This window comes from Photorhabdus kayaii (assembly GCF_025384895.1).
Classification (GTDB): domain Bacteria; phylum Pseudomonadota; class Gammaproteobacteria; order Enterobacterales; family Enterobacteriaceae; genus Photorhabdus; species Photorhabdus kayaii.
Map to the genome: position 1 here is coordinate 18004 of NZ_JAJAFZ010000026.1, position 15140 is coordinate 33143.

A 15140-nucleotide genomic window follows, 5' to 3' on the forward strand; every position below is an offset into this window, starting at 1 on the left:
CTTGATAGTAAAAGAGAACTAACAAGCTTTTTACGTATTTTTAATGATAAAAATCAGAATGAAGTCCGTTTGTACACGCGGTATTCAGGTTTCCAGAAGTTGCGTTCAATCGCTTCATCCAGTGCTCCATCTGAGGTCACAGTGGCAACGCCCTGTATTTGTGCTTCTTTGGCGACTTGTTTAGCAATTTTGCGTGACACTTCCTGAATATCATCGATAAGTGGCAGTAACGGACCTTGACCCTCTTGGGCTAAGGGTGAGCAATCCGCCAATGTTCGGCTTGCTGCCATCAACATACCGTCAGTAACCAGTTTGGCCCCCGATGCAATGACACCCAAGCCAATGCCGGGGAAGATATAGGCATTGTTACATTGCGCTATTGGATACTCCTGATCTTTATATTTTACCGGATTAAATGGACTACCTGTTGCAACCAGGGCGGCACCATCCGTCCAGTTGATGATATCTTCGGGACGGGCTTCAACACGGGAAGTTGGATTCGATAATGGCATGACGATTGGACGTTCACAATGTTTATGCATCTCACGGATGATCTCTTCTGTAAACAAACCTGCCTGACCTGAAACACCAATCAATACTGTCGGTTTAGCATTACGGACAACATCGAGCAGCGAGATTGAATCGCTGTTTACATCCCATTTAGCTAATGAGTCGCTTTTCTGCACCAGCTTGTTCTGGAAATCCAATAGATTTGGCAGTTTGTCTGTTAATAAACCGAAACGGTCAACCATGAAAATACGGGCACGAGCCTGTTCTTCACTTAAACCTTCTGATTTCATCTGGGCGACGATCTGTTCTGCAATGCCGCAACCAGCGGAACCTGCGCCGAGGAAGATGACCGTTTGATCTTTCAATTGACGGCCCGCCGCGCGACTGGCGGCAATTAAGCTACCTAACGTAACGGCGGCAGTTCCCTGAATATCATCATTAAAGCAACAAATCTCGTGGCGATAGCGATTAAGAAGAGGCATAGCATTTTTTTGTGCGAAATCTTCAAATTGCAGCAACACATTTGGCCAGCGTCGTTTAACAGCCTGAATAAATTTGTCTACGAATTCATCATATTCTTCACCGGTGATACGCGGGTGACGCCAGCCCATATATAACGGGTCATTTAGGCGTTGCGGGTTGTTGGTGCCTACATCCAGGACGACTGGCAGTGTATAAGCCGGGCTGATGCCACCGCAGGAGGTATACAAGGAGAGCTTACCGATAGGAATACCCATTCCGCCAATGCCTTGGTCACCCAAACCGAGGATACGTTCACCATCGGTAACAACGATGACTTTTACATTTTGTTTGGTCGCATTTTGCAGCATGTCATCAATATGTGCTTTGTTTGGATATGAGATGAACAGGCCACGGGCACGGCGGTAAATATCGGAAAAGTGCTCACAAGCTTCACCGACGGTTGGGGTATAGATGATCGGCATCATTTCGTTCAAATGCGCATCCAGCAGGCGGTAGAACAGGGTTTCGTTAGTGTCCTGAATATTTCGCAGGTAAATGTGCTTATCTGCATCATTTTTGAAATCAAGATACTGCCGATAGGCACGTTCAACTTGTTCTTCGATGGTTTCGACCGCTTCCGGTAATAAACCGTAAAGATTAAAGTTGCTGCGTTCTTCCTTAGTAAAAGCGCTGCCTTTATTCAGCAGGGGGAATTCCAACAGAATTGGGCCAGCATAGGGAATGTATAGTGGACGTTTACTTTCGTGTTCCAGTTCCATGAATCTTACTCTTTGAACTAAATGGATAAAAGGTCGCTACAGATCCTAAGAGATAGGAAAAATATGTACAGTAAATGTTACTTAATTAGAGGTATTATGAGTAAAAATGAGAGATAACATCCAGAGTTAGATAATAAAATGTTACGGTAATTATTTTTTACAGCGGAAAACCCTCTATCTGCATAGAGGGAAAAATGAATTTTCCACTGAACTTAGAAAGTGTAGTAATCAAATTTGCTGCAACCGAGCGCAGCAAGTATAGATTGAGTCGCACTCCGTTGGGATAAATCACTGTGTTTTCCCTCAACTAACACCGCTCTTTCGATAGCCAGGCAATCACCACCAGAAATGTTCATCAGAATCAGCGCTGCTTGTAATGGGGGCAAGCTTGGGTTAAATGCGGCATTTTCTGCATAACGCCCAGGATAAATTCTTCCATCTTTTCCCAGAAGTGCGGTACCGCTGTAGGAATTACTGTATGGGGCATAGCTCTGGTTTGCTGCATCTAATGCCGTTAGTACTAATTTATCCGTCGTTTCTAGTTTATAGCCATGATTGACCGGGTCCATCAACAAAGTTGTGATGCCCAGATCATTTGGACCAAAAGAATCTGGCAGATAGTGATCTAATGTTGAAGGTGCCTGTTTTGGCAGATGAATCTCTAATTGTGTGCCACTATTAAGTTCATTCATAAATTGGCGGCAATGGCCGCACGGAGAGTAATTCACAGTAACAGATGCCAGTCTTTTCTCGCCTAATAACCAAGCGTGGGTAATCGCACATTGTTCAGCATGAATCGTTTGCTGTAGTGGTACGCCCGCAAATTCCATATTAGCGCCAAAATAGAGGTTTCCGCTTTCACCGCGGGCAATCGCACCAACATTAAAATGTGATATTGGTGTCAGGGAACATGCCGTTGCGAGGGGCAACAGGGCGACAGCCAAGGTGTTATCGTCAAAACCGCAGGCTTTCTTAATAGATTTAGCCTGTTCAGCAGTGAGCATGGCAGGAAAGTCATCGTTTCCTGCGTAAGGTAAAAGTGCATCCTGTAGTTTAGATGGCAGCTGTACCCATATAGGGTGAAAACGAGCTTGCATAGCGTGATCTCCGAATTAACTTGAGATCATTCTAAGTTGTCTGATGAGATTTGTAATGTGATAAATATCATATAGATGATGAGAATTATGTAATTGAAGTTGATAATCGAGCGATTATTATCAAATTTCCTAACAGATATACTAGCTAAATAGGTATAGCAGCACCGGGAATACAAAAGGGGCTGTTAGTGAAGTAATGATACCGCAGGTCATCAATGCCAATGAGCTGTATGCGCCTTCAACGAAATTGACCTCTGCACAGCGGGCGGTACCCAAAGCATGTGATGCCGTTCCCATTGCTAAGCCGCGGGATGCTTTGGTTTTTACCTGTAAAAGATCAAACAGGTTATGACCAAATATTGCGCCGAGAATGCCGACAAAAATGACACAAGCAGCACTGATTGCAGGAATACCGCCAATGGCGTCTGCTACTGCCATTGCTATTGGTGTTGTGACAGATTTAGGCAATATCGAAGCGGCCATTTCAGGCGTGGCGCCCATCCACAAGGCAATAGCAGTGCCTGTCACCATAGCGACAATACTACCGATAAAACAGATGCTAATAATGGACTTCCATTGGGCTCGGATCTGGTGTATCTGCTCATATAGAGGAAATGCCAACGCAACTACGGCGGGCTGGAGTAGATCATTTAGAATTTGGCTGCCGGCAAAATAGTGTTCATAAGGCGTGTGGGTTATTAATAATATTGGAATAAGGACGGCGATAGAAACCAATAAGGGGTTCAGAATGGGAATTTTGCATCGTAGTGAAAGTTTTCTTGCGGTGTAAAATACAATCAATGTTAATGGTAGTGACCACCAAATATGACTTAACATTTTTATTTCTCTTGTTTCTCTTGTTTCTGTTGTTTACTCTTAATTTCTGATGTGGAGCCTATAATTGGACGTTCATGATGAACATAGTGGGAACTGTAAGCAACGATAATCATAACAATTGCAGTACTGATCAGGCATGAAAAAACAATCGGAATTATCTGTTGGCTGAGTTGATCGTAATAATTCATTACGCCTACGCCAATAGGCAGAAACAGCAAGGTCATATTTTTTAGTAACAGGCTACAGCCTGGTTTTGCCCAATGAGCAGGAATTAGCTGGAAAGCTAATAAAACGAACAAGATCAACATACCGATAATACTGCCGGGAATAATGATGGGTAGTAGGGAAGAAATGGCATTACCTGTCAGCAAACATAAATAAATCAGAACAAATGCTCTCAGGTACTGCCAACCAACAATCAGTACTTCACGAAACGACATAACAAAATTCCTAATTCTGGTGAGGTACTTATCATACAAGTGACCTTGGGAATGTGCCATCTTTTCCTTCGAAAGGATGACGGAAATTTCGGCGGTTCTGGATTACAGCCCCGATAAAATGATTAGCAAGATTGGTAATGTGTGGTTTGATTTAATATGAGGTTTTCTAGAAAAAAGTGAACTTTATGATAGCGTTGAAGTCCAACCATACGAAAACATACGCTATGGAAAAAATAGTAATTTAATCAATTGCGGGTTGGAATACAACTCGCAGATATATTATATGGGAATAACCATGCAAATTTGTAGGATGAATTATAACGACCTGTCCGATAATGGACGAAAGGCTAAATTTCATTGTTATGGCGTTGGTATATTTGACGTTTTCTCTGGTCAAGATCCATACGTCAACAAGTCTGAATGTTCTTACATTGAGAAATCAGCAATTCCTCCAGGTCAGTATTGGATTGTTGATCGTCCGGTTGGTAGCATAGCGAACCAAGTCAGAGGCACAGCTCTTGATATGATTCATGGTACTAATCATTCTCAATGGTTTGGGTTATATAGTTTTCAGACAATGAATGATTATATATTCGTGAACGGTGTTCGACGCGGAGCATTTCGTCTTCATCCATTGCGTCCGAATGGTAGCGGCGAGTCTTGGGGATGTATCACCTTTTATCGTGTTTCTGACTTTAATATCGTACGAAACGCTCTGCTCCGTACCCATAAGTTTAAAGTACCGGGCAGCTCATTGATGGCATACGATAGAGTTGATGTTACGGGGAATACAAATTTTGGTGCGTGTAAAGTTTCTTAGCTTTTTTGGTTATTTACTATGCCTGTTGATCGCACTGCTAGCGTTCCGGCTCATTACTCCGTTAAACTTGGCTGTTTATCAGGTGTATCGTGTGGTAGAACGTTTCCTGAATAGGATAAATTTGGGTTGGTTAGGAGGAAATTACGAGGATAGCTGGATTGAATTGTTTATAGACATCTTTGCACTCTTAATGATAGCTCTAATTATACACAAAATCGCCAGTCGGATCTTTAATAGACTTCGGTAAAATGCCGGATATTCCGGCGTTATTTCTTAGCGCTCTTTCCACGAATCAGAGTAAATGATGTTACCGTCAAGGTATTTCCACGTAATTTTCTCGTATCTGATTTCAACGGATTCTAGATGATTAAGATGTTGATAAGATGGATCTTTTATATTATGCATTACTGGAGAAATTGAAACAATTTTCACTCCGCTCATAAGGATATGGAAATACTCCTCTTCCTGACCTGCATTGTCTATTCTGTACCATTTGATATTGGCAGATTGTAACGTCTGTCCAGTGGCAACAGCTTTATAAAGGTATGGAGATGCCCGATCAAATTCTTTTTCGAAACTCATTGAACCATGTACTCTGGTACCCGTTAGTTTTCCTGTACTACTATCAGTGGGAATATATAGACTATGGTTAAAACTCAGGATTTCAATGCTACCCTCGCGATTTTGTACATCGACAGATCCCTTAATGTCTGCACCACCATCATCTTGCAACCATATATATGCCGGTATGGCCATACTAACCTCCTAATAATTTTCCTACACATTGATTTACTTCAATTCTATTCTAAATTCGATGATAATTTAACTGAATTATCTCACTATAACTAGTGATAATTTTATTAACTACTTTGAACTTACTTTTTATTGAAGAAAATCTAAAGTGGATACTGGAGATGGAAATTTTCCATGTCACATATACATATAATTAACCAATAAAAGAGGATCAAAACCAAGGTACGGTAGTTGATTTGTTCAACACAAAACAGCTAAAAAATCCAGGTGCAGATCTATCTTCTATCGGCCCTTGTTCGACAATTAACGAAAAAGTTTGCCCAGAAAACCGATTCTTAAGACACAAGCTGGATACCAGTCGCCCCAGTAATAGTCCCTACTGATAAGCAGCAAGTATTTTGAAATGAAGACTCTAATTTACTGGCAACTTTCACGCCTTGCTCGCTGGCATGTTGAAAGTGATGCTCTGGATAAATCCAAGATACAAGGATGTCAAAGCTCACATTAAAATAAAGCGGGGACCATTACTGATCCCCGTGGGTAAAAATATTAATGAAATAAATTAACTATTATTTCACTTGCATACCGGGTTGGGCGCCGCTGTCAGGGCTGAGTAAAAAGATATCTTTTCCGCCAGGTCCGGCGGCCATAACCATCCCTTCCGAAATACCAAAGCGCATTTTGCGTGGTGCCAGATTAGCAACCATAATGGTTAAACGGCCTTCCAGTGCTTTTGGATCAGGATAACTGGAGCGAATACCCGAAAATACCTGGCGAGTTTCGCCACCAAGATCCAGCATCAGTTTCAGCAACTTATCTGAGCCTTCGACAAAATCAGCCTGTTTAATAAGGGCGACGCGCATATCAACTTTGGTAAAATCATCAAAGGTAATGGTGTCCTGAATTGGATCTTCTACCAGTGGACCGCTGACTTTTTGTGGTGTGTTGATGCTCTCTTTAGATGCCACAACCATAGCGTCCACTTTATCCATATCAATGCGATTGAATAGGGCCTTAAAGGTAGAAACTTGATGATCCAGCAGCGGCTGTTCAATACCACGCCAGGTGAGTTCTGTATTTAAGAAAGCTTCTGCGCGTTCTGCCAGACTTGGTAAAACGGGTTTCAGGAAAGTCATCAAAACGCGGAACAGGTTGATGCCCATTGAACAGATAGCTTGAAGATCGGCATCACGGCCTGCTTCTTTTGCCACCACCCACGGCGCTTGCTCATCCACATAACGGTTTGCCAAATCAGCCAGTGCCATGATTTCACGGATTGCTTTGCTGAATTCGCGGTTATTAAACTCTTCTGCAATCACCTTTGCTCCATCAATAAACTGTTGGTAAAGCGCCGGATCAGCCAGTTTATCCGCCAGCTTGCCGTTAAAGCGTTTATTAATGAAGCCTGCATTACGGGAGGCCAGGTTAACAACTTTATTAACGATATCGCTGTTAACACGCTGAACAAAATCTTCCAGATTTAGATCGATATCATCAATGCGAGCAGAGAGTTTGGCTGCATAGTAATAACGCAAACAGTCTGCATCTAGATGATCCAAATACGTGCTGGCTTTAATAAAAGTACCACGGGATTTGGACATCTTCGCACCGTTGACGGTGACATAGCCGTGAACAAACACGTTGGTTGGCTTACGGTAACCGCTGCCTTCCAGCATGGCAGGCCAGAACAGGCTGTGGAAATAAACAATGTCTTTACCGATAAAATGATACAGATCGGCGGTGGAATCTTTTGCCCAGAACTCATCAAAACTCAGATTTCCGCGTTTATCACACAGGTTTTGGAAAGAACCCATATAGCCGATAGGTGCATCCAGCCAGACATAGAAATATTTTCCCGGTGCATCAGGAATTTCAAAACCGAAATAGGGGGCGTCACGGGTGATATCCCACTGTTGTAAACCGGATTCAAACCATTCCTGCATTTTGTTAGCAACTTGTTCCTGTAATGCGCCGGAGCGGGTCCAGGCTTGTAACATGTTACTGAATGCGGGCAGATCGAAGAAGAAGTGTTCTGTTTCACGCATTTCTGGCGTCGCGCCGGAGACAGCAGAGCGAGGGTTGAGTAGCTCAGTTGGGCTGTAGGTTGATCCGCAAACTTCACAGTTATCGCCATACTGATCTTCTGCCTTACATTTCGGGCAGCTACCTTTCACAAAGCGATCCGGCAGAAACATATTTTTCTCAGGATCATATAACTGAGAAATAGTACGATTTTTAATATGACCGTTTTTTTTCAGTTCGAGATAGATTTTGGTTGATAACGTTTGGTTCTCTTCGCTATGCGTAGAGTGATAGTTATCATAGCTCACTGAAAAGCCAGTAAAATCCTGATGATGCTCTTGGTTCACCGTTGTGATCATCTCTTCAGGAGCAATACCCATTTGCTGAGCTTTCAGCATGATTGGTGTTCCATGAGCGTCATCGGCACAGATAAAGTGAACCTCTTTGCCGCGCATTCGCTGAAAACGGACCCAAATATCTGCTTGGATATGTTCCAGCATGTGACCGAGATGGATTGGACCGTTAGCATATGGCAACGCGCACGTTACCAATAATTTTTTTGCGACTTGAGACATAGTAAGGATCTGACTTCCAATAAGTGAAAAAGGAAGTTTGATGTTAACCGATCAAAAAAATTGTCGCTAGGGTAAGGTTTAATATTAGTGAGTTTTATCCAATACGTTTTAGAACCTGAATATTTTAGAGGCTGTCAATGGATAAAAATTGAATCAGTGAGCGGGCAGCGGGTTTTTGTCGCTAATTTTATCCGAACGCATTGGGTTCTGTTATGATGGAGAGATGGTTTTTAGCTAATGATAATCATTAAAGGAGCCGGGATGAACTCACAATCCCCCGAGCAGACCAATCCTGACCTGCTGAAATCTCAGGTAACAAAAATACTTGCTACTTTTACACACCTGACACTGGAACGTGATTTGACAACATTGAAGGCCCTACATCATTGCACGATGCTTGATGGTGTCTTGCACATTGAATTACTGATGCCGTTTGTCTGGCAAAGCGGTTTTAAGGCGTTAAAAGCGGCGACAACGGAAAAATTACAGGCGGTAACGGGTGCAAAATCAGTGGCGTGGAAATTGATCCATGATATCAGCACATTACGTCGCGCTAATGATTTGCCGGGAATTAATGGTGTCCGCAATATTTTGGCTGTCAGCTCGGGTAAAGGTGGGGTGGGTAAATCCAGCACTGCCGTAAACCTGGCGCTGGCATTGGCTCAGGAGGGGGCAAAAGTCGGTATTCTGGATGCAGATATCTACGGTCCTTCTGTTCCGAGTATGTTGGGAACCACCAAAGAGCGCCCAACTTCCCCGGACGGGCAGCATATGGCGCCGATTATGACTCATGGCCTTGCCACTAACTCGATTGGTTATTTAGTAACAGATGACAATGCAATGGTATGGCGCGGCCCAATGGCTAGTAAAGCATTGATGCAGATGTTACAAGATACATTATGGCCGGATCTTGATTATCTGGTTATCGATATGCCACCGGGAACCGGTGATATTCAGCTCACTTTGTCACAAAACATCCCGGTAACGGGGGCACTGGTGGTAACAACGCCTCAGGATATTGCCTTAATTGATGCAATGAAAGGCATCGTCATGTTCCAGAAAGTGAAGGTGCCTGTACTGGGTATTATTGAAAATATGAGTACGCATATTTGTGGTAACTGTGGTCACCTGGAACCTATTTTTGGAACGGGTGGGGCAGAAAAATTGGCGGCTAAATATCACTGTAAATTATTGGGACAAATCCCGCTGCATATTTCACTGCGTGAAGATCTTGATCGTGGTCAGCCAACCGTTATCAGTAATCCTGATAGTGAATTTACCGATATTTATCGCGAAATTGCCGCGAATATTTCAGCACAGATGTATTGGCAAGGTGAGAAGATACCAACAGAAATTTCGTTCCGTGCTGTTTAATGCAAGTATTTGATTGATGATAACGGGTGGTGGATGTTTTCATTGCCCGCTTTTTGTATGGGGAGATTTTGTGTGGGGAGAAATATGCTTGTTCGATTTCCTTCGTTACATGATTTTTATGCGAAACGCTTCGAAAAAAGTGAGACTTCTCTTGTTTACACTGGAACAGATACCATTAACTCCCTATAATCTCGCCAAACAAAGCCCTCATAAGTGCTTTGTTCCCATTTTTTTCTAGAATCAGGTTATCTCTATTATGGCTGACGAAGCATATCAGTGCACAATTGTAGGAATTTCTGGTGCATCTGCCTCAGGTAAAAGTCTCATTGCTAATACACTTTATCGTGAATTACGCGCTCAAGTTGGTGATCACAATATCGGTATTATACCAGAGGATTGCTATTATAAAGATCAGAGCGATCTATCAATGGAAGAGCGTTATAAGACTAATTATGACCATCCAAGCTCAATGGATCACAATCTGCTCTTTTCTCACCTACAAGCGCTGAAAATGGGTGAATCAATTGAATTACCACAATACGATTATGTTGTTCATACTCGTAAACCAGAAGCGATTCATTTTGCACCGAAAAGGGTTATTATTCTGGAAGGTATTCTATTATTGACCGATAAGCGCTTGCGCCAGGAGATGGACTTCTCGATTTTTGTTGATACGCCACTGGATATTTGCCTTATGCGTCGTATTAAGCGGGATGTGCATGAACGGGGGCGTTCTCTGGATTCGGTTATTGAGCAATATCATAAAACTGTGCGTCCAATGTTCCTGCAATTTATTGAACCATCAAAGCAATATGCAGATATTATTGTGCCGCGCGGGGGTAAAAACCGAGTAGCAATTGATATATTGAAAGCCAAAATTGGTCAGTTCTGCGAATAATGTACCCTATGGATTTCAAGATGCATCGCGACGGCAAGGGAGCGAATCCCCGGGAGCATAGGTAACGATGTGACTGGGGCGAGTGAGTGCAGCCAACAAAGAGGCAACTTGAAAGATAACGGGTATAAAACTTTGCTTGTCAGTCATTGAATTGATAAGCAGCATCGTATTGGAGAGGAAATAATGCGACTCTGTGACCGCGACATTATTAAATGGCTTGATGAAGGTAAATTGGTCATTACTCCACGTCCGCCGATTGAACGCATTAACGGGGCAACTGCGGATGTGCGCCTTGGGAATCAGTTTCGTGTTTTCTGTGGTCATACTGCGGCATATATTGATTTGAGTGGTCCGAAAGATGAGGTCAGTGCTGCGCTTGATCGTGTGATGAGTGATGAAATAATTCTGTCTGACGATGAGGTTTTTTTCCTCCATCCTGGCGAGTTGGCATTGGCCGTTACGCTGGAATCTGTCACATTGCCGGATGATTTGGTGGGCTGGCTTGATGGCCGTTCTTCTCTTGCTCGTCTTGGGTTGATGGTACACGTGACAGCACACCGGATTGATCCGGGCTGGCATGGTCAAATTGTTCTTGAATTCTATAACTCTGGTAAATTGCCTCTGGCGTTACGTCCGGGTATGGTCATCGGTGCTTTGAGTTTTGAGCCATTGTCTGGTTCCGCTGACCGTCCATATAACCGTCGTCAAGATGCGAAATATAAAAACCAACAGGGTGCGGTGGGTAGCCGTATTGATGAAGATTAACATTTTTATCGGCTATTGAATTGCATTGACTGTTTTGACAAAAAAAGCTGAGGAAGTCATGAAGAGATTGCTGACGACACTGATTATTTTGCTGGTTGTGATTATTACCGGTCTGGCAGCATTAGTCATGTTAGTAAACCCAAATGACTTTCGGGCTTATATGGTCAAGCAGGTGCAAAAGAAGAGTGGCTACCAACTCGTCCTGCAAGATGGTATGCGCTGGCATGTCTGGCCGAAATTGAGCATCATTACCGGGAGTATGTCATTAACGGCCCCAGGAGCGGTTCAACCAATAGTGACGGCAGAAAATATGCGTCTTGATGTGGAGTTGTGGCCGCTTCTTTCTCATCAGCTTGCAGTTAAAGAGGTGATGTTGAAAGGGGCGATATTGAGAGTAACCCCGGAGAGCCAGTCGCAGAAAAAAGAGAATAGCCCTATTGCACCAACAGGGAGTACAGCCAACTCTGTTGCGAAGGGTGAGGGTTGGAAGCTTGATATCGCCAGAATTAAGGTCGCGGATAGTTTGCTTATTTGGCAGCGAGATGATCATGAGCAGTTAAATGTCCGCGATATTAATCTGCTAATGGAGCGAGATAACCAAAACCATATCAACGTAGAGTTAAGTAGCAAAGTCAGTAAGAATCAGCAAGACTTGGCTTTTAATCTTAATGCAGATGTCGATATTACTGATTATCCATATCGTGTTGCGGGTAATATTGACTCCTTTGATTACCAACTCCAGGGCGCAGGTATACCTACGGGAGGAATTAGTGGTTCAGGAAAAGTACATGCTGTTTATCAAAAAGAGACGACAGATGGACCGCAAACAATTTCTTTACAGACGCTAAGTTTCACCGCTAATGAGAGTGAACTGCATGGCAGTATAAAAGCAATATTGGGGGCTCATGCGGATTATCGGATCGATTTATCTTCCCAAAAACTGAATTTAGATAATCTGATAGGATGGGACTTGCTTCCTAAAGAGGGTTCAGAAGTTAAACGTTATTATCGGATAGAGAATAGTTCAGCTAAACCGGTAATCGCCGTTTCAAGCTCTGCCCCGCCTGATTATAGCGCTGCATTTCTAAATGACTTTAACGCCAATCTGACTATTAATGCGGACAAATTTGTTTATCGAGGAATGGAGATCGATAATCTGATATTGAAAGCGACAAATAATAGTGGTACTGCTGAAATTTCTACTCTGAATGGCAAATTATTTGGTGGTGATTTCTCTATTCCGGTTATTTTAGATGCAACGGGTAATCAACTTAAGTTACACGCAAAACCTTTACTGCGGAATATAGAACTGGAACCCGTACTCAAAGCCTTTTCCTTACCACCGGCATTTAGTGGTAAATTCGATCTGAATGGGGATCTTTCTGGTAAAGGATATGATGGTTATGCGATTTCGCATATTTGGCAGGGTGATCTTAATTTCAGTTTAGTTAATGCCAAAATGTATGGATTAAATATCCCCCAATTAATCCAGCAATCCGTTGCTCGTGCAACGGATAAAGTGAATATCCCTGATAATATAGATAATTTCACCCGCGCTAAAAAGCTTGATGTTAAAGCGGTACTGAATCGAGGTGATATAAAAATCAGTCGACTGCATGCGGTATCCGATTTGCTGAATATTGATGGGCAGGGTAAGACTAATCTGCTTAAACAACATGTTGATGTCGCTTTAAAAGTACAGATAACACAAGGATGGGGCAAGGATAATGAATTGGTTAGTCGTCTGCGAAAAATGAAAGTACCACTTCGGGTTTACGGTAATTGGAGTAATCTGCAATACAATTTGGATATTGAGCAATTGCTGCATAATGAGTTGGAGAACAAGGTAAAACAGGCTATTAACGATTGGGTTGAACGTAGCAGTAATTAAGCGAGGGTTATATACCCGTCATCTTTCAAGTTGCCTCTTTGTTGGCCGCACTCACTCACCCCGGTCACAGAGTTATCTATGCTCCCGGGGATTCGCTCCCTTGCCGTCGCGATCCATCTTGAAATCCATTGGGTATATATGAATATAATCCTGTTGAATTAATGAATAATATTATTGATAGCAAAGGCCCAAAAAATCCCGGTGCAGTTTAAACTGACCGGGTTTTATTTTGTTTCAGAGGGAAAACTCAGTGATGGCAGATACGATGAATGATCAATAACACTGGGTTATTCTCTATTTTCTTTACTCTGACACCAGAGGGGTAATTTTTACCTTATTAATTCGATGACTGGTCACTTCCAACGGTTCAAACAGGTAATTATCAATCTGTAATTGCTCACCTTGTCGTGGAATATGTTGTGAATGTTCCATTAACAAACCTGCTAAGGTTTGATATTCACGTTTTTCATCCAGTTGCAAAGGGACATAAAGGATCAAATCATCCAGCGGCATATAACCATTGGCGATCCAACCACCATGTTCAGTCGCTTGAATATCATGGCGGGCATCAGTTTCTTCGCCATCTACCGGTAAATTACCCGCGATAGTTTCCATTACGTCGGTCAAAGTCACCACACCTTCCACAGAACCAAATTCATCGACAACAAACGCGAAGTGAGTTTGTGCCTGGCGGAACTGCTCCAATGCCTGGAGTAGTGAAAGCTGTTCAGGGAAAATCAGAGGCTGTTTTATCAGCGAATGTAAATCAAAAGGCTGTTGGTTGAGTTGTTGATTCAGTAAATCAATAACATGGACAACACCTAATGGTTCGTCACTGATATCTTCATCTGTTACCACAATGCGTGTGTGAGGATTTTTACTCAGTATTTGCGTCAAATTTTCGGTTGGTGCATGAATATCAAGGTACTCCACGTCGTGACGGGAAGTCATGATACTGTTAACGTTACGCTGTGCCATGCCCAGAACCCTGGCAATCATTTGACGTTCTTGTGGATCAAACACTTCCTGATTATCAGAAATCAGATTGGATGTATGATTATCCAATTCTGCATTTTCATGCTTACCACTCAGGATACGTAAAACGGCTTCCGCTGTTCTTTCACGTAGTGAACGGGAAGCAGTAAGAAATCTGCGGCGGTTAAATTGAGCAAATTGGTTTAAGGCTTCAATCATAATAGAGAAGCCGATAGCGGCGTACAAGTAACCTTTGGGGATGCGATAACCAAAACCTTCGGCTATCAGACTGAAACCGATCATCAACAAGAAGCTCAGACAGAGAATAACGATAGTCGGGTGAGCATTGACGAAAGTGGTCAACGGTTTACTTGCCAGTATCATCAGGAACATCGCAATGGTGACTGCCACGATCATGATACCGATGTTGTCTACCATACCAACAGCAGTCACCACTGAATCCAATGAAAATACAGCATCAAGGACAATGATTTGAACGACAACCGTCCAAAATTTAGATGTTTTGCGTTGTTGTCCTGAGTGGGCATCTTTACCTTCCAGCCGTTCATTGAGCTCCATTGTCGCTTTGAACAGTAAGAAAAGACCACCTATCAGCATAATTAGGTCACGAGCACTAAATGGATGTTCCCAAAGCGTAATTAATGGATGAGTTAGCGTTATCAACCAAGAAAGACTAAAAAGCAGTACGATACGCATCAGTAACGCACAACTTAGACCTGTAATTCTTGCTTTGTCTCTTTGTTTTTCAGGAAGTTTATCTGCCAGAATGGCAATAAAGACCAAGTTGTCAATTCCAAGGACAATTTCTAGAACGATAAGAGTAACCAGTCCAGCCCATATCGTCGGATCAGCGATCCATTCCATACAGTTTGTTTTACCTTTTAATATGACGGCTCATGCCGAATAATGAATAATGGGCAT

The 15140-nt window shown here is 42.7% G+C and carries 13 protein-coding genes; 5 read left to right on the forward strand and 8 right to left on the reverse strand.

Annotated elements, in window-relative coordinates; genetic code table 11:
- Positions 1 to 53: 53 nt before the first annotated feature.
- The 4 genes from LGZ98_RS11715 to LGZ98_RS11730 all read right to left on the reverse strand — a co-directional run bounded on the left by LGZ98_RS11715 (position 54) and on the right by LGZ98_RS11730 (position 4125).
- Positions 54 to 1751 (reverse strand): NAD-dependent malic enzyme, encoded by a 1698-nt coding sequence (locus LGZ98_RS11715; protein WP_262978109.1) that lies wholly within the window; start codon positions 1749 to 1751, stop codon positions 54 to 56.
- Positions 1752 to 1963: 212 nt separating this feature from the next.
- Positions 1964 to 2848: a cytidine deaminase gene (gene cdd, locus LGZ98_RS11720; RefSeq protein WP_113042184.1), complete on the reverse strand. Its 885-nt coding sequence runs from the start codon at positions 2846 to 2848 to the stop codon at positions 1964 to 1966.
- A 141-nt stretch (positions 2849 to 2989) separates the two neighbouring features.
- Positions 2990 to 3685, reverse strand: coding sequence for a CidB/LrgB family autolysis modulator (locus LGZ98_RS11725; RefSeq protein ID WP_112894842.1), 696 nt, complete (start codon positions 3683 to 3685; stop codon positions 2990 to 2992).
- A 2-nt stretch (positions 3686 to 3687) separates the two neighbouring features.
- On the reverse strand, positions 3688 to 4125 hold the full coding sequence (locus tag LGZ98_RS11730) for a CidA/LrgA family protein (protein ID WP_228901339.1): 438 nt from the start codon (positions 4123 to 4125) through the stop codon (positions 3688 to 3690).
- Positions 4126 to 4420: 295 nt separating this feature from the next.
- Between LGZ98_RS11730 and LGZ98_RS11735 the strand changes: the two genes are divergently transcribed.
- The gene (locus LGZ98_RS11735) at positions 4421 to 4945 is read left to right on the forward strand and encodes a DUF2778 domain-containing protein (protein ID WP_146748089.1); all 525 of its coding nucleotides are present in this window, start codon (positions 4421 to 4423) and stop codon (positions 4943 to 4945) included.
- Between the two features lie 273 nt (positions 4946 to 5218).
- Here LGZ98_RS11735 and LGZ98_RS11740 read toward each other — a convergent pair whose 3' ends face one another.
- The 3 genes from LGZ98_RS11740 to metG all read right to left on the reverse strand — a co-directional run bounded on the left by LGZ98_RS11740 (position 5219) and on the right by metG (position 8295).
- On the reverse strand, positions 5219 to 5701 hold the full coding sequence (locus LGZ98_RS11740; protein WP_058589258.1) for an Hcp family type VI secretion system effector: 483 nt from the start codon (positions 5699 to 5701) through the stop codon (positions 5219 to 5221).
- A 208-nt stretch (positions 5702 to 5909) separates the two neighbouring features.
- Positions 5910 to 6044 carry a type I-F CRISPR-associated endoribonuclease Cas6/Csy4 gene (locus tag LGZ98_RS24240; RefSeq protein WP_157852127.1) on the reverse strand — a complete coding sequence of 45 codons (135 nt, stop codon included), beginning with the start codon at positions 6042 to 6044 and terminating at the stop codon, positions 5910 to 5912.
- Positions 6045 to 6267: 223 nt separating this feature from the next.
- Entirely contained in the window at positions 6268 to 8295 is a 2028-nt protein-coding gene (metG, locus tag LGZ98_RS11745) for a methionine--tRNA ligase (RefSeq protein WP_113042187.1), read from the reverse strand.
- A 261-nt stretch (positions 8296 to 8556) separates the two neighbouring features.
- Here metG and apbC point away from each other — a divergent pair, with 261 nt between their 5' ends.
- The 4 genes from apbC (at position 8557) to asmA (ending at position 13223) form a co-directional block, all read left to right on the forward strand.
- Positions 8557 to 9669, forward strand: coding sequence for an iron-sulfur cluster carrier protein ApbC (gene apbC / locus LGZ98_RS11750; RefSeq protein WP_262978110.1), 1113 nt, complete (start codon positions 8557 to 8559; stop codon positions 9667 to 9669).
- A gap of 256 nt (positions 9670 to 9925) precedes the next feature.
- Positions 9926 to 10567, forward strand: a complete 642-nt coding sequence (udk, locus tag LGZ98_RS11755) for a uridine kinase (protein WP_113042189.1) — start codon at positions 9926 to 9928, stop codon at positions 10565 to 10567.
- A gap of 183 nt (positions 10568 to 10750) precedes the next feature.
- Positions 10751 to 11332, forward strand: a complete 582-nt coding sequence (gene dcd / locus LGZ98_RS11760; RefSeq protein WP_113042190.1) for a dCTP deaminase — start codon at positions 10751 to 10753, stop codon at positions 11330 to 11332.
- Positions 11333 to 11390: 58 nt separating this feature from the next.
- Positions 11391 to 13223 carry an outer membrane assembly protein AsmA gene (gene asmA / locus LGZ98_RS11765; RefSeq protein ID WP_262978111.1) on the forward strand — a complete coding sequence of 611 codons (1833 nt, stop codon included), beginning with the start codon at positions 11391 to 11393 and terminating at the stop codon, positions 13221 to 13223.
- 303 nt (positions 13224 to 13526) lie between these two features.
- Here asmA and LGZ98_RS11770 read toward each other — a convergent pair whose 3' ends face one another.
- Positions 13527 to 15083, reverse strand: a complete 1557-nt coding sequence (locus LGZ98_RS11770) for a TerC family protein (RefSeq protein WP_228901335.1) — start codon at positions 15081 to 15083, stop codon at positions 13527 to 13529.
- Positions 15084 to 15140 lie beyond the last annotated feature (57 nt).